Source organism: Streptomyces sp. NPDC029292, assembly GCF_055569295.1.
On record NZ_JBVHXR010000001.1, the window covers coordinates 907,255 to 928,128 of the forward strand.

Consider the following 20,874-nt stretch of genomic DNA (forward strand, 5'->3'; position numbering starts at 1 on the left):
GGACCCGGTCAATGGTCCGGACCGAGAAGGTCGGATCCATTTCCGGCCAACCTCCGCTCGCGCCAAGGGCCGACGCCCGGCCCTCACCATGAATCCACAACGAATCCACCGGTCAGGAATGCATTACGGCCCGTGATCGTTGACCATGGGAGTACCACCCGACGACTGAAGGATCGAAAGCTCGTGAGCAAGGTCCCCCCGATCATCCTGAACAACGGCGTCGAGATGCCGCAGCTGGGCTTCGGCGTCTGGCAGGTGCCGGACGACGAGGCGGAGCGGGCGGTCGCCACCGCGCTGGAGGCCGGGTTCCGCAGCATCGACACCGCGGCGATCTACGGCAACGAAGAGGGCACCGGCAAGGCCATCGCCGCCTCCGGCATCGCCCGCAAGGATCTCTTCGTCACCACCAAGCTCTGGAACAGCGACCACGGGTACGACTCGACGCTGCGCGCCTTCGACGCGTCCCTGGACAAGCTCGGCCTGGAGTACCTCGACCTGTATCTGATCCACTGGCCGCTGCCGTCCCGGGGCAAGTACATCGACACGTACAAGGCCTTCGAGAAGCTCTACGCGGACGGCCGCGCCAAGGCCATCGGCGTCTCCAACTTCCTTCCGGAGCACCTCGAGAAGCTGCTCGGCGCGACGTCCGTCATCCCGGCCGTCAACCAGATCGAGCTGCACCCGCACCTCCAGCAGCACACAGCGCGCGAGTACCACGCGGAGCAGGGCATCGCGACCGAGGCCTGGTCGCCGCTCGGCTCGGGCAAGGGCCTCCTGGAGGTCCCGGCGATCGTCGCCATCGCCCAGAAGCACGGCCGCACGCCGGCGCAGGTCGTGCTGCGCTGGCACCTCCAGCTGGGGAACATCGTCATCCCCAAGTCCGTGACCCCGTCCCGGATCAAGGAGAACATCAACGTCTTCGACTTCTCGCTGGACACCGAGGACATCGCGGCGATCACCGCGCTGAACGAGGACCGCCGTCTGGGTCCGGACCCGGCAACCTTCGACATGGGCTGAGGCCCGCAGCCGTACGACGGTCCGCCCCGCCGCGGGGTCTCCCGCGCGGTGGGGCGGACGCGCACGGGAGACCCCGCGGCGGTCGTCGACAGGCTCCCTTAGGGGCACAACCCGTCGAACGACCCGTCGTCGGCGGGTACGGGACACGACCCGCCGAACGATCCGTCGCCGGCCGGCCCCCGCACAGGAGGCGTCAGCCGCCCCGCACGTCCGTGAAGACGATCTCGAACTCCTCCAGTCCGGTCACGGTCACATGCGCCTTGGCCGCACCCTCGCGCCGGACCGCCGACTGGGCGCCGCGGGACGCGACCAGGGACTCCCGGTCGACGAACAGGGTGCCGACCAGGCCGCGCCCCCGCTCCCGGTCGATGAGCAGAGACGTCCTGGCCAGCCCCGGAAGGCTCTCGAGCACGGGGACCACCGTCGCCCGGAAGGTGTCGGCAAGCAGATCCGCGTCCGCGGGATCGAACTCCAGCCTGGTGACCCGCAGTCCGCCTCCCGCCTGCGGCTGCCGGACCGGATGGAAGACCACCGCCTCGTAGTTGTCGACCGCCAGCGTCGCCACGAACGGCTCCAGGAGCGCCACACGCCGCTCGCGCAGCACCTCGTCGCTGTTCCGCCTGGCCTCCTCGGACTCCCACCAGCTCAGCACGAAGAGTTTGCCGAGCTTCCGGTCCACGAAGATGCCGGATCCGCGATACCCCGGGCGGTCCTCGAGCAGGTCCCGGCCCTGCGTATTCAACGATCTGATCGCCGTGTCGATCGTCGCGGGATCGCCGGTCGCGTACACAGTCCGTACGAACATGACGCCTCGCCTCCCAGAAGCCGGGCAACTACCCGGAATGTTCGATATAGACGCCTTCATAGCCAGTCTTCTCCCGCAGAGGAATGGTCGCAATCGAGTCAGAAGGCCGGCGTTGCACCACGGGGCTTGACGAGGTCATGCGGAGGGGTCCACCTTGTACGGCACCCGGTAAGGAAAGTTTCCTAACAGAAGGGTCCCCCACAGTGCGCACTCGAACACTGACCCTCGCCGCGGCCTCCGGCGCCGCGCTCCTCGCCACCGCGGTACTCCCGGCCAACGCCTCCGGCGCCGTCAACCCCCGCTCCGCACGGGAGGGTTCGGTCAGCGCGGCCGACCTGCTCGCCAAGGTGACGTCCTGTTCGCAGATTTCGAACGGCAAGTACAAGACCGACGACGAGACCTCGGCCACCATTCCCGTGTGCGGCAAGAACGGCGCGGTGTTCTGGAAGGCCGACATGGACATCGACTGCGACGGCCAGGTCACCAGCAAGTGCAACGGCAACACCGACCCCTGGTTCCAGGACGACACCGCGTTCCACCAGTCCGACGGCAAGCCGCTGCGGGCCGACTCGCTCCCGTACGTCGTCGTGCCCAGCACCAGCAGCATCTGGAAGTACACGAGCTCCGGCATCAAGGGCGGCGGCGTGGTCGCCGTCATCTACAACGGCAAGGTCGAGTACGCGGTGGTGGGTGACACCGGGCCCACGAAGATCATTGGCGAGGCCTCGTACGCCACCGCCCAGGCCCTTGGCATCGACCCGAATCCCGAGACCGGCGGTACGGACTCCGGCGTGACGTACATCCTGTTCAAGAACTCGCAGGTGTCGCCGATCGAGAATCACAGTGCGGCGGTGTCGCTGGGTGACTCACTGGCGAAGCAGTTCCTTCAGAGCAACTGACCATTCGCTGAACGTCGTTGGGGGACTGCGCGCCGTCCGTGGCCGATCGCGCAGTTCCCCGCTCCCCTTACGCCGCGCCCGTCAGACGGGCTGGCCAAGCGGGCGTACGACCACGGTGTTCACGTCGACGCCTTCCGGCTGCCCGATCGCCCAGACGATCGACTCGGCGAGCTGGTCCGCCGTGAGCAGATGGCCCGGCGGCAGGCTGCCGTAGCTGTCCCAGAACGGAGTCTCCACGCGGCCTGGGGAGATCAGGGTCACCCCGACACCGAACTCGGTGACCTGACGGCGGGTGTTCTCGGCGAGGCCGGTCACGGCCCACTTCGTCGCCCCGTAGATGTTGCCCGGGGTGTGGATGTGACCCGCGACGCTGCCGACCAGCACGATCCGGCCGCGTGTCTCCTTCAGCGCATCGATGGAGGCCCTGATCAGCAGTGCGGGACCCAGCACATTGGTCAGCACCATCTCGGACCAGCCCGCCGGGTCGCCCTCGGCGACCGTGTCGTGCGTGGCGAAGCCGGCATTGGCGACGACGGTGTCGAGCCGGCCGAACTCCTTGAGCGTCGCGTCGACCGCCGCCTGCACCTGGTCGTACTCGGCCGCGTTTCCGACAACCGTCAACATCCCCTCGGGACGGCCGAGTTCCCCGGCGAAGGCGTGCAGCCGCTTCTCACCCCGTCCGGTGACCGTGACCCGGTGCCCCGCGTCCAGAAGCCGCCGTGCGACCGCGGCGCCGATACCGCTTCCGCCACCCGTGATGAGTGCGACAGGCGAGTCGGTCATGGTTACCCCCATACGTCTCCAGTGAACTCCGGGAGTTCACCACTTGGAGCGCTCTCGAAGTCAAGCCCGCAGAACTCGACGTCAGAGCTGGGAGTCTCAACACGTGTGCCGATAGGGCACGTCGGGCAGATACCTGCTCCACTCGGCCCGGGTCGCCCCGCCGTCAGCCCGTGCACACACCTCGGCCGCCGCTCGGCCCGGCGCCAACTGCACGGAACGGAGGGGCATGTGGGCCGTTGCGATGCGCAACTCCCTTCCGCCCGGCGTAAATCCAACAGCCAGGATGAGACCGTCACCGGCCGGCAGGGTCGCCCCCGGCAACTGTGGTGACGCCGTCTCCCACACCCGGACGGAACCATCGGCCCGGCTCGCGGCCAGCAGCGAGCCGTCGGCCGAGAAACCCAGGGCGGGTCGCTCGACGGTGGAGTCGGCGGTTGCCAGGACAGCGATCCGGTGCCGGCCTCCACCGTCCCACAGGGTGAGGCGGCCCTGGATGTCAGCGGCGGCCGAGAAGCGTCCGTCCGGGCTGAAGGCCGCGGTGGGCAGGAGATCCTCACCCGCGAATCCCTGCCTCCGCCTGCCCGTCGCGACGTCGATCAGGACTCCTTCAAGGGTCACGACCGTACGCCCGGCCGGGTCGATCGCGGCGGGGCCTTCGGTCGGCTTTCCGATGACGCGGGAGCCGGGGTGCGGGCCCTGTCGGCTGACGCGGATCCCGTCGCGGGTGTTGACGGCGGTGTGCACCGTGCCGTCGGCGGCGATGGCCCTCACCGCAGGCCGCACCGCGGGTTCGGTCGGCTCCCCGGCGGCGTCGAACGCGGCGGCGGCCTGCGCCTTCTTCCGCCACGCCGGGCTGATGAGCCCGTGCAGCGAGAGGGTGCGAACGACTCCTGCCTGGGAGCCTTCGCGGTAGCGCAGCACGCCCTCGCGCGGGTCGAGCCGGATGTCGGTCACGGCGGGGGTGTCGACGGGGAACGTGATGAGCGGCCGGCGTGGCCCGCCGTCCGCCGGGGCCGGGCTGACCGTACGCCACAGGGCCAGGCCGGCCGAACTCCAGGTGAGCCCCGCATCGTCGCCCTGCGCGATCCCGCCGGACAGCCGCTGGACACGACCCCGCAGGAGACCGTCAAACGGCGGATCCTGGCCGCGTACTTCGAGGAGTGCGGCACGCGCGAAGTGCGGGGCGCGCGAAGTGCGGGGCGCGCGAAGTGCGGGGCGCGCGGGTCACCGTGTTCGCGCGCCCGGGCGAGTGCTGAGTGGACGAGGGTTACGCGTCCTTGACCCCGACGTACACGGTGTGCGCCGTCAGCAGGAACACGTCCGGCCGGTGGTGCACGCTCGCCTTGTCGTCCGGGTCGAGGAGCCGGTCGAGGGTGGCGAGGTCGTCCCGGTCGAGGTCTTCGGCGAGGCCGTTCCGGCGATGGGTGAGGGAGGTGACGACGAAGGCGCGGGCCTCCTCCGACAGCGGGGCGGGGAGGTCGAGGAGGAAGGTGCGGGTCGCGGTGTGGCGCAGGCCGGCGGCGGTCAGCAGGGCGGGCCAGTCCTCCGTCTCGGCCACCGCACCGGGCAGCTCGGCCCGCATCCGGCTGAACCACTCCTCGTGCACCGCGTCGATACGGGCCTGCAGGCCGGGGCGGCCGATGCCGATGTCGCGCGGGAGGTAGCGCGCGGGCAGACCGCCCTCCAGCAGCGCGAGGGTGCCGCCGGGCGCCAGGCCACGCGCGAATCCGGCGAGCGTGGCGCGCTGGTCGCCCACGTGGTGCAGGGACCTGCTCGCCCAGAGCAGATCGGCGGGATACTCCAAGTCCCCGAGCCCGTCGCCGAGTTCGGCTTCCAGGGTGCTGAAACGGTCGGCGATGCCGAGTCGCTCCGCGCGGGCGCGGGCCCGCTCCAGGAGGGGTTCCGCGCCGTCCACCGCGACGACCCGCGCCGCGGGGAAGGTGTCCGCGAGGAGGCAGGAGATGATGCCGGGGCCACTGCCCGCGTCCACGATCAGCCCGGGCTCGGGATCGGGCCGCTGCTCGCGCAGCCAGGCCGCCGCCCGGGTGTACAGCGGGGTGAGCAGCTCCGCCTCCTGCTCCAGCATGGGCAGCATCTCGGCGAAGTCGATCTGGGTGTGATCGTGATGGTGGTGGTGTGCCATGGTGGCGAGCCTCTCGTTCGGGATGCGGACAGCGTGCGCCGCCACTCCCGGAAACGGCCAGTCGTGTTGCGCGAACAGCAAAAAAGGCGGACCGGCCGAAAACCGGACCGGCGAAAAACCGGATGCGGGGACGCGGGGCGGTCACCGAGCATGACTCCATGGACGACGTCATGGTGGAGCGCTTCCTCGAGGACGGCTTCGTGAAGATCGAGGGCGCCTTCCCGCCGCGCATCGCCGAGGACTGCGCCCGGCTGCTGTGGCAGGAGACGGGCTACGACCCGGCCGACCCCGCGACCTGGGCGGAGCCCGTGGTCCGGATCCCCGGCATGGCGCAGGGCCCGTTCGCCGCCGCGGCCAACTCCCCCACCCTGCATGAGGCGTTCGACCTGCTGGTCGGCGAGGGCCGCTGGGAGCCCCGCTACTCGCTGGGCACGTTCCCGCTGCGCTTCCCGCACGAGGTGGAGCCGGACGACGCGGGCTGGCACATCGAGGGGAGCTATCTCCCCGAGGGCGCCACCTGGTATTACACGAACCTGCGGTCGACGGGCCGCGCGCTGCTGCTGCTCTTCCTCTTCACCGAGGTCGGCGAGGCGGATGCCCCGACCCGCATCAGGGTGGGCTCACACCTGGACGTGCCACCGCTCCTGGAGCCCTACGGTGACGAGGGCGTCTCGGGGCTCGACATCGCCCCGAAGCTGGTCGAGGCGTCCGCGCACCGCCCCCTCGCGTACGCCACCGGCCGCCCCGGCGACGTCTACGTGTGTCATCCCTTCCTGGTGCACGCGGCGCAGCCGCACCACGGGACGCGGCCACGGTTCATGGCCCAGCCGCCGCTGTACGGCGCGGTGCCGTACGAGCTGGAGCGGGCCGACGGGGACTATTCGGCGGTGGAGTTCGCGATCCGCCAGGGGCTGGGGAAGCCGAGCTGACCCCTGGCGGACCACGTCAACCGGCCTCAGGCAGCGCCGGATCCGGCCGTCACAGCGCCGGGTACGCGTTCTTCATGAGCTCCTGGAACTGGGCGGAGAACCAGTGCCCGGACAGCGGAGCGTTGGGCAGCGCGCCGGACAGGTTGTTCCCGTTGCGGGCGTTGCCCGTGTACGTCGGGTCGCACATCCGGTCGAAGCCCTTGCCCTCGTCGTTCGCGATCGCCGAGCTGGAGCCGTCGGACTCGCCCGGAGGCTTCATCCACACATAGGCGTCGATGCCGGCCGCCGGTGCGGCCTGCGGGCGCTCGCCGAGACCCGCCCCGGACTGGTTGCACCAGTTGCCGACGTGGATGCGGCGGTCGTAGCGCCCGCCGTCGACGTAGGTGTCGACGCTGGTCGTCGCGCCCGGACCGGTGGGCCGTGCGGTACCGCCCCAGCCGTTCCTGGAGGTGTCGATCAGCATGCCGATCCCGGAGTTGAAGCCGGCCGAGACGAGCTGGGTGCGGAAGGCCTGCGCGAAGGACAGCTCGTCGACGTAGCGGTTCCAGTCGACCCACTTCGACTGGCGGACGGAGGTGCCGTTCACCGAGTCGTTGATGGTGAAGTTGTTCTCCTTCAGGGCGCTGTAGTTCGCCGTGTTGGTGATGAAGCCGTGCACGTCGTCCACCGTGGCGCCCTCGGCCGTGGCCGCCTGCTTGAACAGGGTGGCGGAGGGGGCGAAGTTGTCGTCCCAGCCGATCCAGCCGTGGTGTCCGGCGTCGAGGTAGTTGTAGACGTTCGGGATCGCGCCCAGCTTGGCCAGGGCGTAGCCGACGCCCTTGATGTAGTTGCCGTTGGCGAGCATCGTGTCGCACGCGGGCGTGGCGGTGGCGCGGCTGCCGGTGTTGGTGACGAGGTTCGGCAGCGAGTCGATCTCGATGGTCGTCACGATCCGCAGCGAGGCGTACTTGCTGTCCGAGAGGATCGCCGCGATCGGGTCGATGAACTGCGTCTTGTACTTGTCGATCTCCGTCGGACCGAGCTCACCGTTGGAGGCCAGGGCGGCGCAGTCACGTCCGGGCAGGTCGTAGACGACCAGCTGGACGACCTCTTCGCTGCTGCCCTGCTGCGCGAGCGCCGCGTCGAGGTGGGCGCGCAGGCCCATGCTGGTGCTCGTCCCGTTGATCGCGGCGATCCGGTCGAGCCAGACGCCGGTGGGCTGGTTGGAGATCCGGCTGCCGCCGGTCTCGGCCGCGGCCTTCGCCGACCACTCCGGGTTCACGTACACCTTGGCACCGGCGTACGGGTTGTCGACCTTGGTGCCCGTCGGTGGATCCGTGGGATCGGTGCCGCCTCCACCGTCATCGACGTTGCAGGTCACCCCGTCGAGCGTGAAGGTCGTCGGCAGCGCGTTGGTCCCGCTGTACGACGCGTTGAACCCGAAGCTGACCGAACCCCCGGTCGCCAGCGAGGCGTTGTAGGTCTCGTTGGCCGCCGTCACATCGGTCCCGCTCTGGCTGATCTTCGCGTTCCAGCCCGAGGTGACCTTCTGGTTTCCGGCGTACGACCACTTCACCGCCCAAGAGGTCTTGGCGGCACTGTTGTTGGTGACCGTGACGGCGGCGGTGAAGCCGGTGTCCCACTGGTTCTGCACCGTGTAGTCGACGGTGCAGGGAATGGCGGCCACGCCGACGTCCGCGGGGAGGGCCGCGGCGGTGCCCGAACCGGCGGCGAACAGGGCGAGTGCCGCTAACAGTGCTGTTCTGGTACGGCTCATGTGCGGGTTCCTATCCGTTGAGGGAGCGCAGGTGGTCGCGCAGCCCGATGCCGTACGACGTGGGAGTTCCGTCGTAGTCGGAGATCAATGAGGGGCCGGAGGAACAGTCCCAGGTGTTCCAGGTCCAGCCCAGGTAGGAGAGACCCCGGTCGTCGAACCACTTCATGACGGTGTCGACGAAGGAGTGGGAGCAGGTGTTCTCGCCGATCTCCCCCGCCACGAGCGGGACTTGGGCGGCCACCGGGGCGAGCGTCGAGTTCCAGCAGCTCTCACTGGCGCAGGTGTTGAAGTTGTAGACGTGGTACGCGGCGACGAGATTGCCCGTCGGATCACTGGGCTTGTACGTCAGCCACTGGCTCAGGTCGTTGGAGTACGCGAGCCCGCCGGCCAGGATCAGGTTCTTGGCGCCGGTGCCGCGTACCGCGTCGACCAGGTCCTGCATTCCGGCGACCTCGTAGGAGATGCCGGGGCAGGTGCCGCCGTCCCGCCAGCACTCCCACGCCTGGGTGGTCGTGGAGGTGGCGCGGTCCGGGTAGGGCTCGTTGAACAGGTCGAACGCGACGGCCGCGTCGTCCTTGAAGGTGCTCGCGACGGAGGCCCAGAAGGACGGGGTGTACTGGGCGTCCGGCATCGGCTTCTGGCAGGTGGCGTGCACGTCCGAGCAGCCCGCGGAGTTGCCGGTGTACTGCCCGTACGTCCAGTGCAGTTCGACGAGCGGTGTCATGCCGTGCGCCTCGACCTTCGCCACCAAATCCTTGACGGCGGCGATGTAGTTGGCGCCCGCGTACTGCGGATCGATGTTGGACAGGCCCAGCCAGCACTCCTCGTTCAGCGGGATACGGACCGTGTTGGCCTTCCAGTCGGCGATGGCCTTCACCGAGGCGTCGTCGACCGGCCCGTCGAAGATGCCGCGACCCTGGACGCACATGAACTCGCCGCCGGAGCGGTTGACGCCGAGCATCCGGCGGGTGGCCCCGGTGGAGTCCACCAGCTGGTTGCCGGAGACATGGAGCTTCGGCGCCTCACCCGTCGTCGGCGGCTCCGTCGGCGTGGGTGTGGGCGTCGGCTCGGCGTCCACATTGCAGGTCGTGCCGTTGAGCTTGAAGCTCGTCGGCACCGCGTTGCTCCCCGACCACGAGGCGAGGAACCCGGCGCTGACGCTCGCACCGGTGCCCAGCGAGCCGTTCCAGCTCTCGTTGGACGCGGTGACCGTCGTACCGGACTGGGACCACTTGGCGTTCCAGCCCTGACTGACCTTCTGACCGCCGGCGAAGTCGAAGCCGAGGCTCCAACTACTCACCGCCGCCATGTTGTTGGTGATCTTCACGGCGCCCTGGAAGCCGTTGTCCCACTGGCTGGTGACGGAGTACTCCACCGTGCACGCGGGTGTGGCTCCTGAAGCCGTGACGACCGGCAGGATCGCGGTGCCCACGAGGGCCACCGCGGCGCCGACCACTAAAAGTCCTGAACGCGGGGGGTGTCGCATGAGCGACTCCTTGCAGCTCGGGCGCGCCGTAACGGACGCGTCGACTGATGGAATCGCTCCCACTGGTGCGGATGAAGCTAGCGCCAAGTGCCGGTAAAGGACAGAGGAGTTGCACTGTTGATCAATCGAATCATTTCGACTCTTCAAGCACCTTGACCCTTCACACCCCCCTCTCCAATATGGGAGCGCTCCCACTGGTTCAAGGCTTGTTGCTCCTCCCCCATTTTTTCTCCGAGCCGCAAGGAGGAACCAGCACATGCACCCCAGAAAGAGACGCCGCACCGCGCGGCGGCTGTGGACTGCTGTCGTGGCGGCCCTCGCCCTCCCGCTCACGACGCTGGCCACCGGAACAACTCCGGCACACGCGGCGACAGTTCAGTGCAGCGTCGACTACAAGACCAATGACTGGGGCTCCGGCTTCACCGCGGATCTCACGATCACCAACCGGGGTACGGACGCCATCAGCGGCTGGACCCTGACGTACGACTACACGGGCAACCAGACCCTCACCAGCGGCTGGAACGGCACCTGGTCCCAGTCCGGCAAGACGGTCACCGCGAAGAACGCGTCCTGGAACGGAACGATCGCCGCCGGGGCCGCCGTCACCGCCGGCGCGCAGTTCACCTACAGCGGCACGAACACCGCGCCCGCGTCCTTCGCGGTCAACGGCACCACCTGCGCCGGCGCCCACCAGCCGCCGGTCACCGTGCTGACCAGCCCCACCGCGGGCGCCGTCTACACCCAGGGCGACGCGGTCCCGCTGGCCGCGACCGCCGCGGCCGCCGACAGCGCGACCATCAGCAAGGTCGAGTTCTACGACGACACGACGCTGCTGGGCACCGACACCAGCTCGCCGTACACCCTGTCGACTTCCAGCTTGACCGTGGGCAGTCACTCGCTGCTGGCCAAGGCGTACGACAGCCTGGGCGCGTCGGCGGAGTCCACACCGGTCGGCATCACGGTCGCCTCGGGTCCCGCCGTGGTGGCCTCGCCGAGCCAACTCGGCGTCCAGCAGGGCAAGACGGGCACGTTCGACGTGAAGCTGTCGACACAGCCGAGCGCGAATGTGACTGTCTCCGTCGCCCGCACGGACGGCAACACGGGTCTGTCCGTCACCGGCGGCTCCTCGCTCACCTTCACACCGTCCAACTGGAACACGGCGCAGACGGTGACCATCACCGCCGACGCCTCCGGAACCGGCGCCGCGACCTTCACGGCCTCCGCGACCGGTCACACCAAGGCGACGGTCACCGTGACGGAACTGGCCGCCTCGAAGGCGTACGACGCCCGTTTCCTGGACCTCTACGGCAAGATCACCAACCCGGCGAACGGCTACTTCTCCCCCGAGGGCATCCCCTACCACTCGGTGGAGACGCTGATCGTCGAGGCGCCGGACCAGGGTCATGAGACGACGTCGGAGGCGTACAGCTATCTGATCTGGCTGCAGGCGATGTACGGGAAGGTCACCGGCGACTGGTCCAAGTTCAACGCCGCGTGGACGACCATGGAGACGTACATGATCCCCACCCACGCAGACCAGCCGACGAACTCCTTCTACAACGCCTCGAAGCCCGCGACCTACGCGCCGGAGCTGGACACCCCGAACGAGTACCCGGCGAAGCTCGACACCGCCGTCCCGGTCGGCTCGGACCCGATCGCGAGCGAGCTGAAGAGCGCGTACGGCACGGACGACGTGTACGGCATGCACTGGCTGCAGGACGTGGACAACACCTACGGCTACGGCAATGAGCCGGGCAAGTGCGAGGCGGGTCCGACCGCCACCGGCCCGTCGTACATCAACACCTTCCAGCGCGGCGCCCAGGAGTCGGTGTGGGAGACAGTGCCGCAGCCGACCTGTGACGCCTTCAAGTACGGCGGCACGAACGGGTACTTGGACCTCTTCACCGGGGACTCCTCGTACGCCAAGCAGTGGAAGTACACCGACGCTCCCGACGCCGACGCGCGTGCGGTGCAGGCCGCGTACTGGGCCGATGTCTGGGCCAAGGCTCAGGGCAAGAGCAGTGATGTGTCGGCGACCGTCGGCAAGGCGGCGAAGATGGGCGACTATCTGCGCTACGCCATGTACGACAAGTACTTCAAGAAGATCGGCAACTGTGTCGGCCCGTCGACCTGTGCGGCCGGCACCGGCAAGGACGCCTCGAGCTACCTGCTCTCCTGGTACTACGCCTGGGGTGGCGCCACCGACACCTCGGCGGGCTGGGCCTGGCGCATCGGCTCCAGCCACGTCCACGGCGGCTACCAGAACCCCCTGGCGGCGTACGCGCTCAGCACGAACGTCGATCTGAAGCCCAAGTCATCGACGGGAGCGGCGGATTGGGGCACGTCCCTCACCCGGCAGCTGGAGTTCTACCGCTGGCTGCAGTCCGACGAGGGCGCCATCGCGGGCGGTGCGACCAACAGCTGGGCGGGCCGTTACGCGACGCCTCCGACCGGGACGCCGACCTTCTACGGCATGTACTACGACCAGCAGCCGGTGTACCACGACCCGCCGTCCAACCAGTGGTTCGGCTTCCAGGCGTGGTCCATGGAGCGGGTCGCCGAGTACTACCAGCAGACCGGGAACGCGAGCGCGAAGGCGGTCCTCGACAAGTGGGTCTCGTGGGCGCTGTCCAAGACGACCATCAACCCGGACGGCACCTACCAGATCCCCTCCACCCTCCAGTGGTCCGGCGCCCCGGACACCTGGAACGCCTCAAGTCCCGGCGCCAACAGCGGACTTCACGTCACCGTCGCCGACTACACGAACGACGTGGGCGTGGCGGCCGCGTACGCCAAGACCCTGTCGTACTACGCCGCCAAGTCCGGTAACGCACAGGCGAAGACGACGGCGAAGGCGCTCCTCGACGGCATGTGGAACAACTACCAGGACAGCCTGGGCATCGCCGTCCCGGAGACCCGCGCCGACTACAACCGCTTCGACGACACCGTCTACGTCCCGAGCGGATGGACCGGCACGATGCCGAACGGCGACACGATCAACTCCTCCACGACCTTCGCCTCGCTCCGGTCCTTCTACAAGAACGACCCGGCCTGGTCGAAGATCGAGAGCTATCTGGCGGGCGGGGCCGCGCCCTCCTTCACGTACCACCGGTTCTGGGCCCAGGCGGACATAGCCCTCGCCATGGGCTCGTACGCGGAGCTCCTCGAATAGTCCCCGCCGGGTCCTGTCGCCGAACTGGCAGCGTCCGCCCGAAGGGCGGGCCGAGGACCCGAGCTCCGTGTACACGGCCCTGTCCCTGACGGCAGGGCCACCGGCCGGGCGGCCCTCACCCGCACTGAGGGCCGCCCGGCCATCACGCCTTTCCATCCCCCGTTTTCCCGGAGAGGACCCCACCCGTGCGAAGAACCCGCATCCTCACGGCCGTGCTCGCGCTGGCCGCCGGATTACTGGCCGGCACCCCGCCCGCCCTGGCCGCGAGCACCCCCAAGGCGACGACGACCCTCGCCGCCGACACGTACACCTGGAACAACGCCCGGATCGACGGAGGCGGCTTCGTCCCCGGCATCATCTTCAACCGCTCCGAGAAGAACCTCGCTTACGCCCGCACGGACATCGGCGGTGCCTACCGCTGGGTGGAGTCGAGCAAGACCTGGACGCCGCTGCTCGACTCGGTCGGCTGGACCGAGTGGGGCCACACCGGTGTCGTCAGCCTCGCCTCGGACTCCGTCGACCCGAACAAGGTGTACGCGGCGGTCGGCACGTACACCAACAGCTGGGACCCGACGAACGGCGCCGTGCTCCGCTCCTCCGACCGGGGCGCGAGCTGGCAGAAGGCGGACCTGCCCTTCAAGCTGGGCGGGAACATGCCGGGCCGCGGCATGGGCGAGCGCCTCGCGATCGACCCCAACAAGGACAGCGTGCTGTATCTCGGCGCGCCCAGCGGCAAGGGCCTGTGGCGGTCGACGGACTCGGGGGCGAGCTGGTCGCAGGTCACGAACTTCCCCAACGTCGGCAACTACGTGCAGGATGCGACCGACACGAGCGGCTACGCCTCCGACAACCAGGGCATCGTCTGGGTCACCTTCGACGAGTCGACCGGGTCGTCCGGAAGCGCGACGCAGACCATCTATGTCGGGGTCGCCGACAAGGACAACGCGGTCTACCGCTCGACGGACGGGGGCGCGACCTGGTCCCGGCTGCCCGGCCAGCCCACCGGCTATCTCGCCCACAAGGGCGTCCTCGACGCGACGAACGGCTACCTCTACCTCGCCTACAGCGACAAGGGCGGCCCGTACGACGGTGGCAAGGGCCAGCTGTGGCGGTACGCGACCAAGACCGGGACCTGGACGAACATCAGCCCGGTCGCCGAGGCCGACACCTACTACGGCTTCAGCGGGCTGACCGTGGACCGGCAGCATCCGGGCACGGTGATGACGACGGCGTACAGCTCCTGGTGGCCGGACACCCAGATCTTCCGCTCCACGGACAGCGGCGGCACCTGGAGCAAGGCCTGGGACTACACCTCGTACCCCAACCGCTCGAACCGCTACACGATGGACGTCTCGTCCGTCCCCTGGCTGACCTTCGGCGCGAACCCCTCACCGCCCGAACAGACCCCGAAACTCGGCTGGATGACCGAGGGGCTGGAGATCGACCCGTTCAACTCCGCCCGGATGATGTACGGAACGGGCGCCACGATCTACGGCACCGAGAACCTGACGAACTGGGACAGCGGAAGCCAGTTCACCATCAAGCCGGTGATCCAGGGGCTGGAAGAGACGGCGGTCAACGACCTCGCCTCTCCCCCGTCGGGAGCCTCGCTGCTCAGCGCGCTGGGTGACATCGGCGGCTTCCGGCACACGGACCTCACCAAGGTGCCGTCGATGATGTACACCTCACCCAACCTCACCACCACCACGAGCCTCGACTACGCCGAGGCGAACCCGAACACGGTGGTGCGGGTCGGCAACCTCGACGCGGGGCCGCACATCGGCTTCTCGACGGACAACGGCGCCAACTGGTTCGCGGGTACCGACCCTTCGGGCGTCACCGGCGGCGGCACGGTCGCGGCGGCGTCCGACGGCAGCCGCTTCGTGTGGAGCCCGGCGGGCACCGGTGTGCAGTACACGACCGGGTTCGGTACGTCGTGGTCGGCGTCCAGCGGTATCCCGTCCGGCGCGATCGTCGAATCCGACCGGGTCGACCCGATGACCTTCTACGGCTTCAAGTCCGGGAAGTTCTACGTGAGTTCGGACGGCGGGGCGACGTTCACGGCATCCTCCGCGAGCGGGCTTCCGAGCGGTGACAGCGTGCGTTTCAAGGCGCTGCCCGGTACGAAGGGCGATGTGTGGCTGGCGGGCGGTGCGAGCGACGGCGCGTACGGGCTGTGGCACTCGACGGACGGCGGGGCGACCTTCACCAAGCTGTCGAACGTCGACCAGGCCGACACCATCGGCTTCGGCAAGGCGGCGACGGGAGCCTCGTACCAGACGCTCTACACCAGCGCGAAGATCGGCGGCGTACGCGGGATCTTCCGGTCGACCGACAAGGGCGCGACCTGGACTCGTATCAACGACGATGCCCACCAGTGGGGTTGGACCGGTGCGGCCATCACCGGGGATCCCCGGGTGTACGGGCGCGTGTATGTGTCGACGAACGGGCGCGGGATCATCTACGGCGACACCTCCGACACGAGCGGTGGCGGCGATGACGGTGGCGGCGGTACGGATCCGACGCCGACGGGGGCCTGCGCGGTGACGTACAAGATCACGAACCAGTGGTCGGGCGGCTTCCAGGCTGACGTGGCGCTCGCCAATACGGGCTCCAGTGCGTGGAGCGGCTGGTCGCTCGGCTGGACCTTCCCGGACGGGCAGAAAATCGCGCAGGTTTGGAACGCCGCTTCCACACAGACCGACGCGGCGGTCACGGCGAAGAACCTGAGCTGGAACGGCAATGTGGCGGCGGGTTCGTCGGTGAGCTTCGGGTTCACGGGGAGTTGGTCGGGGGCGAACACGAAACCCACGTCGTTCAAGCTGGGTGATCAGACCTGCACGGTGAGCTGAGCAAAGGGGGGCGCGTGCCGGGCTCGGCACGCGCCCCTTTCTTGCCTACGGCGTGTAGACCGTGGGGCGTGGCGCCGTCGCCATGCCGTCACCGATGAAGAAGCTCGGGTGCGGCGGCTGGTTGCAGGAAACCGCGCAGATCATCCGAGGTGACTGGACCATTCATGACCCATGTTTTCCCTGGTCAAGCGCATCTCGGGTTGCGTTAGGGTGGGGCCGCCATTCGCCCTGATGGGGCTTCCGAATCCCGCCGCAAACGCTGTGTCTCCTTGCCATCGGCGGGCTGACGACGCCGGGAGGGCAGCGCGGGAGCGGGTCCGGCTGCATGCCGTGGGCCGCTTCGAGCGCGGGGAGAAGAACCGGGAGTTTGGCGGCTGCGTTGTTCTCCGTCGTCATGGCGGCATGATGTCCGTCCGCAGGGTTGCGGCATGTGGTGAACACCCGTCTTCGGAGGGAGAGTTGAGGTTCGGCGTGGAGGTTCTGATCGCGGGCGCGGTGGTGGCGTACAAGGGCCGGGTGCTCCTGGTCCGTCGCGCGGTCCCGGAGGGTGCACTCGTCTGGCAGTTCCCGGCGGGCAAGGTCGACGCGGGCGAGACGCCCGAACTGGCAGCTGTCCGGGAGGCGCTGGAGGAGGCCGGGGTTGTGGTGGAGCCGGTGGTGGTGATCGGTGAGCGGGTGCATCCGGTAACCGGCTGGCCGGTGGTCTACGTGGCATGCCGCCTGCTGTCGGGCACGGCCCGCGCTGCGAGTCCGCGGGAGGTTGCGGAGGTGGCTTGGGTGCGTCTCGGGGGGGGATTCCACGGCTGGTGCCTGGCGGGCTGTTCGGGCCGGTGCAGGCGTACCTGAATGAGCAGCTGACTGAGCTGTAGGCCGTCTGGCCGAACGCCCCTGCCGACTGCGGTGGGGGCGTTTTAGCGTGGTTTCCCCGACTGGAGGAGCGAGTATGCCGGAGGAGCCGACGCTGGGCCGGATAGGCATGGAAGCGCGGAGTGTGAAGTTCCCGGATGGCAGCCGCGGGATCATATTGGTGAAGGCGGGGATGCCGCAGGATGAGGCGGACCTTATTGCGGCCCGGGTGTGGGGGGAGTTGCATGAGCCGGGCGGGCCGGACGCGTAGTCGGGCCGCTGTCTCATCGTTTGAGCTGACCGAGGTCTGACGCGTGTGTTGCAGCGCCTCTGTGGCTTCGTCTGCGGGAGTGCCGTCCTGTCTGGATGGTCTGCCCGGCCGCTGCTGCCGCGACTGGCGGGTTTGTCGGGTTCACGCCGAACCTCTTGTGTCGCGCTGCACCGGCGTTCACGCTGAGGACATACGTGTGCTTCATGCCGAAGTCCGGGAGGCGGGCACGGGCCGCGCTCGGGAGGTTCGTCTCGGGCGCAACGCCGACGGCCTCTCGTCCGGTTCGCGCCGCGCGCCTGGCCGTTTCCGCCCCGTGCGAGGCGAGCAGGGCAGCCATTCCCCTGAGGCGCCTGAGGAAGTCATCGAAAATGGATCTCCCCAGATTCTCCCCAGCGAAAGTGGATCACGAGCTTGGCGGCCATCCGAACAACCCGGATGGCCGCACTTCTGGATCAACTCAGTAGCAGGTTTTCCCAGTTCAAGGCGTGTAGACCGTGGGACGTGGCGCCGTCGCCATGCCGTCGCCGATGAAGAAGCTCGGGTGCGGCGGCTGGTTGTAGGCCGTGTTCTGCCAGGCCAGAGCCGTGCGGTACTGCGTGTCGTGCAGCAGGGTGGTGATCTTCGTGCTCGTCTCGTACGGCGTGGAGTAGATCCTGAGCGCCGTGTTGTCGGTGGTCGGCCAGACGACCTCCTCGCGCCAGTCGCCGAAGATGTCCCCGGAGAGCGAGGGGGTTGCCTTCGTGCTGTTGTTGGAGTGGACGGAAGAGCCCGTCAGCAGACGGGTGTCGGCGGACGTGCCGTACTTGTCGATGTGGGTGTCGTCGAGGAGTTCACGGACGGTGTCGCCGTCCCACCAGGACAGGAAGTTGATGCTGCCGGGCTTGCGGCTCGCCACCACGGTCCCCTGCGGGTTGCGTACGCCGTCCGCGTGGGAGGACCAGGACTCGGCCCCCGCGCTGCCCGCCCAGACGTCCCCGGACACTCCCCGGCCGTTGTCGCCGTTGGCAGCCGTCGACCACAGGATCTCGCCGGTCTTCGCGTCCGCCATCCACGACGCCGGCTTCGAGGAGTCCTCGTCGACCTTGAACTCCTCCAGGCCCGCCCGGGACGGATCGAGATCGCCGACGTGCATGGCGTCGCCGTGCCCGTTCTTGGTGGTCCACAGTGCCGCACCGTTGTCGTCCACGGCCATCGAGCCGTACACGATCTCGTCCTTGCCGTCCCCGTCGACGTCCGCGACGGACAGCTGGTGGTTGCCCTGGCCGTCGTATCCCTTGCCGGTGTTGGTCGAGGAGTTGGTGTCGAAGGTCCAGCGCCGCGTGAAGGCGCCATTGCGCCAGTCCCAGGCGGCGATGACGGTACGGGTGTAGTAGCCGCGCGCCATGATGAGCGAAGGCCGGGCACCGTCCAAGTAGGCGGTTCCGGCGAGGAATCGGTCGACGCGGTTGCCGTAGGAGTCGCCCCAGGAGGAGACCGTGCCGCGCGCCGGGACGTAGTCGACGGTGTCCATGGCCGCGCCCGACTGCCCGTTGAACATGGTCAGGTACTCGGGCCCGGACAGCACGTACCCGCTGGAATTGCGGTAGTCGGCGGAGGAGCTGCCGATGACCGTGCCCTGCCCGTCCGTCGTCCCGTCCGCCGTCTTCATGGCGACCTCGGCCTTGCCGTTGCCGTCGTAGTCGTACACCTGGAACTGCGTGTAGTGGGCGCCCGAGCGGATGTTCCTGCCGAGGTCGATGCGCCACAGCCGGGTGCCGTCGAGCTTGATGCCGTCGATGATCGTGTCGCCGGTGTAGCCGGACTGGGAGTTGTCCTTGGCGTTCGTCGGCTGCCACTTGAGGACGAAGTCGAGCTGGCCGTCGCCGTCGAGGTCGCCGACGGAGGCGTCGTTGGCCTCGTAGGTGTACGCGACTCCGTCGGGGGTGGTGCCGCCGGCGGGCGGCGTGATGGGCACGTCCTTGTATCCCGTACGGAACTGGATGGCGTGGACGGAGTCGCCCTGCTCCACTCCGTTGACGATCGCGCGGACCGTGTAGTCGGCCTGGCTGGGCGCGCCGGAGTGGAAGTAGTTCGTGGAGCCGGTGATCGGGGTCGAGTTGACCTTCGTACCGGCGCGGTAGACGTTGAACGACACGTCGTTCGGGTCGGTGCCGAGCCAGCGCCAGCTGACGAGGTTGCCGCTGTCGGTGTGGACGCTGACGACGCCCCGGTCGAGTGCCTCGACCTGGCGGGCTGTGGCGGCTTGAGCGGTTCCGGTGCCGAGGGCGGTGAGCCCGGCGGCGACGAGGGCGGCGGCAGCCGCCATCGCCGATCCGATCGCGCGTCTGCGGTGCTGCCTGTGCGGGTGCTGCACGGTGAGTACCTCCTGAGAGGACAGACGGATTCTGTTCCCTCAGTTGCCGCTGCGGACGGGGAGGTTGCCGCCCTTCGGCAAGCGCTCTCTACGACGTCGCGTACGTGCGCGCCAGCGCGCTCACCGTCTCCGCGATCCTCTCCCGCAACTCGGCCGGTTCGAGGACCTCGATGTCCGCGCCGAGGCGGAGGAAGTCGTGGTGGGCGTGCTCCACGGACTCGATGGGGACAGTGCGCGGGTCCAACCGTCCTCTTCCGTAGGGCCGTTGACCGCCACCGCGTCTTCCATGGGACCGTTCAGACGGGTTCCCGGTGCGAGTCGGACGACCGCCTCCGCGCGGTGCAGACGCTCGTGGAAGTCCCGCTGGTACGCGGACCAGTACACGGCGAGATCGAAATCCCGGGGGCGGGTGAACTCCTCTTCGGACGCCGCGAGTTCAAGGATCTGGTCGACACGGAACGTACGCGGCCCGGGTCCGGCCACCACATACCAGCGGCCCGCCTTCAGGACGAGGCCGTACGGCTCCAGGCGGCGCTCCACGTCCGGGCTGCGCCCCTGACCGTGCCCCTGGAACCGCGCATCCCCAGCCGGGGTCAGGCCGTGCTCGACGGCGTATGCCTCGACGTCCTCCGCCTTGTCCTGGGCGGGGCGGCGCGGACGCGGCACGAGTACGGCGTCGATGTCGCTGCCCACGTCGTGCGCAGCGGTCTTGTCGACCGTGGTGACGTACACCCCGCCCGGACCCAGCACCCTCGCGCACTCGGCGACGACGGACCGGACGTCCTCGGGACTGTCGACCAGATGAAGCAGCCACACGCTGGTGACGGCGTCGAACTCCCCGCCGGGGAACGGCAGTCGGCGGCTGTCGGCGAGGACCACGCTGCCCGGCATCCGCGCCGCCGCCATCCTCGCCATCTCGTACGCGGCGTCCACGCCGGTCACCCACAGCCCCGGGCGCCCCGACGCGAGGCGCCGCGTCACGATCCCGGTGCCGCAGGCGACGTCGAGGAGAGTGCGCGCGCCCTCGGGGACGAGGCCGAGCACCGCGTTCGCGGCGGCCTCGGCTCGGGGTTCACCGCCCCGTGTGGCGTCGTACTCGTCGGCTTCCTTGTCGTAATCCAGTATGCGGATCAGTGTGCGCCATGCCCCGGGGCCAGTTCCTCCACCCTGCGGGCGAGACCGAAGTCGAGCTCGGTGACGGCTCCGCCGACGCTGTGCGTGTTCACGGTGAGGGACACCGTGTTGTAGCCGAGCGTGAGGTCGGAGTGGTGGTCGAGCTCCTCCTGCACCTGGGCGATGTGGACGACCATCGCGGTCGCCGCGAAGTGCGAGCGGAGCCGGTAGGAGCGGGCGAGTCGGTCACCGTCCAGCGACCAGCCCGGCAGCTCCGCCAGCCGCTCCTCGATCTCCTTCTGCGACAGCGGTTCGACGGGCATGACCTTGGTCCTTTCGTACGACGGGGGGTGCGGGTGGGGCTGGGTGGCGCTGTTCCTCAGCGTGCCACAGTCCCCGTGACCCGGCGCTGTATGCGCGCGGCGCCGGCCGTCCCGACCTGGGGCTCC

16 protein-coding genes and 1 pseudogene are annotated in these 20,874 nt (G+C 68.9%); 7 read left to right on the plus strand and 10 right to left on the minus strand.

Annotation, left to right across the window (positions count from 1 at the left end; genetic code table 11):
* Positions 1–225: 225 nt before the first annotated feature.
* Complete coding sequence (locus ACZ4WS_RS04130; RefSeq protein ID WP_467977188.1) at positions 226–1,017, plus strand: aldo/keto reductase; 792 nt, start codon at positions 226–228, stop codon at positions 1,015–1,017.
* 193 nt (positions 1,018–1,210) lie between these two features.
* Here the strand turns inward: ACZ4WS_RS04130 and ACZ4WS_RS04135 are convergent, their stop codons facing one another.
* Positions 1,211–1,822, minus strand: coding sequence for a hypothetical protein (locus ACZ4WS_RS04135; protein ID WP_467976879.1), 612 nt, complete (start codon positions 1,820–1,822; stop codon positions 1,211–1,213).
* 203 nt (positions 1,823–2,025) lie between these two features.
* Here ACZ4WS_RS04135 and ACZ4WS_RS04140 point away from each other — a divergent pair, with 203 nt between their 5' ends.
* Entirely contained in the window at positions 2,026–2,721 is a 696-nt protein-coding gene (locus ACZ4WS_RS04140; RefSeq protein WP_467976881.1) for a glycoside hydrolase family 75 protein, read from the plus strand.
* Between the two features lie 81 nt (positions 2,722–2,802).
* On the opposite strand, the gene ACZ4WS_RS04145 is transcribed toward ACZ4WS_RS04140, so the two are convergent.
* From ACZ4WS_RS04145 to ACZ4WS_RS04155, 3 genes are all read right to left on the minus strand, one after another.
* Entirely contained in the window at positions 2,803–3,504 is a 702-nt protein-coding gene (locus tag ACZ4WS_RS04145) for an SDR family oxidoreductase (RefSeq protein WP_467976883.1), read from the minus strand.
* A 96-nt stretch (positions 3,505–3,600) separates the two neighbouring features.
* Complete coding sequence (locus tag ACZ4WS_RS04150) at positions 3,601–4,458, minus strand: WD40 repeat domain-containing protein (protein WP_467976885.1); 858 nt, start codon at positions 4,456–4,458, stop codon at positions 3,601–3,603.
* 313 nt (positions 4,459–4,771) lie between these two features.
* Complete coding sequence (locus tag ACZ4WS_RS04155) at positions 4,772–5,647, minus strand: methyltransferase domain-containing protein (protein ID WP_467976887.1); 876 nt, start codon at positions 5,645–5,647, stop codon at positions 4,772–4,774.
* Positions 5,648–5,805: 158 nt separating this feature from the next.
* Here ACZ4WS_RS04155 and ACZ4WS_RS04160 point away from each other — a divergent pair, with 158 nt between their 5' ends.
* Positions 5,806–6,576, plus strand: coding sequence for a phytanoyl-CoA dioxygenase family protein (locus ACZ4WS_RS04160; RefSeq protein ID WP_467976888.1), 771 nt, complete (start codon positions 5,806–5,808; stop codon positions 6,574–6,576).
* Between the two features lie 49 nt (positions 6,577–6,625).
* Here the strand turns inward: ACZ4WS_RS04160 and ACZ4WS_RS04165 are convergent, their stop codons facing one another.
* Positions 6,626–8,332: a glycoside hydrolase family 6 protein gene (locus tag ACZ4WS_RS04165; protein WP_467976890.1), complete on the minus strand. Its 1,707-nt coding sequence runs from the start codon at positions 8,330–8,332 to the stop codon at positions 6,626–6,628.
* Between the two features lie 10 nt (positions 8,333–8,342).
* Positions 8,343–9,818 carry a cellulase family glycosylhydrolase gene (locus tag ACZ4WS_RS04170; RefSeq protein WP_467976891.1) on the minus strand — a complete coding sequence of 492 codons (1,476 nt, stop codon included), beginning with the start codon at positions 9,816–9,818 and terminating at the stop codon, positions 8,343–8,345.
* A 256-nt stretch (positions 9,819–10,074) separates the two neighbouring features.
* On the opposite strand from ACZ4WS_RS04170, the gene ACZ4WS_RS04175 reads away from it, so the two are divergent.
* From ACZ4WS_RS04175 to ACZ4WS_RS04190, 4 genes are all read left to right on the plus strand, one after another.
* Positions 10,075–12,990 carry a glycoside hydrolase family 48 protein gene (locus ACZ4WS_RS04175; protein ID WP_467976893.1) on the plus strand — a complete coding sequence of 972 codons (2,916 nt, stop codon included), beginning with the start codon at positions 10,075–10,077 and terminating at the stop codon, positions 12,988–12,990.
* A gap of 185 nt (positions 12,991–13,175) precedes the next feature.
* Positions 13,176–15,842, plus strand: coding sequence for a cellulose binding domain-containing protein (locus tag ACZ4WS_RS04180; protein ID WP_467976895.1), 2,667 nt, complete (start codon positions 13,176–13,178; stop codon positions 15,840–15,842).
* 471 nt (positions 15,843–16,313) lie between these two features.
* Positions 16,314–16,688 (plus strand): NUDIX hydrolase, encoded by a 375-nt coding sequence (locus ACZ4WS_RS04185; RefSeq protein ID WP_467976897.1) that lies wholly within the window; start codon positions 16,314–16,316, stop codon positions 16,686–16,688.
* A gap of 97 nt (positions 16,689–16,785) precedes the next feature.
* Positions 16,786–16,959 carry a hypothetical protein gene (locus ACZ4WS_RS04190; protein ID WP_467976898.1) on the plus strand — a complete coding sequence of 58 codons (174 nt, stop codon included), beginning with the start codon at positions 16,786–16,788 and terminating at the stop codon, positions 16,957–16,959.
* Between the two features lie 478 nt (positions 16,960–17,437).
* Here ACZ4WS_RS04190 and ACZ4WS_RS04195 read toward each other — a convergent pair whose 3' ends face one another.
* The 4 genes and pseudogenes from ACZ4WS_RS04195 to ACZ4WS_RS04210 all read right to left on the minus strand — a co-directional run bounded on the left by ACZ4WS_RS04195 (position 17,438) and on the right by ACZ4WS_RS04210 (position 20,748).
* Positions 17,438–19,264: a rhamnogalacturonan lyase gene (locus ACZ4WS_RS04195; RefSeq protein WP_467977190.1), complete on the minus strand. Its 1,827-nt coding sequence runs from the start codon at positions 19,262–19,264 to the stop codon at positions 17,438–17,440.
* 136 nt (positions 19,265–19,400) lie between these two features.
* Complete coding sequence (locus ACZ4WS_RS04200; protein WP_467976900.1) at positions 19,401–19,526, minus strand: WCX domain-containing protein; 126 nt, start codon at positions 19,524–19,526, stop codon at positions 19,401–19,403.
* Positions 19,527–19,711: 185 nt separating this feature from the next.
* A pseudogene (locus tag ACZ4WS_RS04205) lies at positions 19,712–20,437 on the minus strand (methyltransferase domain-containing protein); the annotation flags it as partial.
* Positions 20,438–20,442: 5 nt separating this feature from the next.
* Positions 20,443–20,748 (minus strand): 4a-hydroxytetrahydrobiopterin dehydratase, encoded by a 306-nt coding sequence (locus tag ACZ4WS_RS04210; RefSeq protein WP_467976901.1) that lies wholly within the window; start codon positions 20,746–20,748, stop codon positions 20,443–20,445.
* Positions 20,749–20,874: the final 126 nt, after the last annotated feature.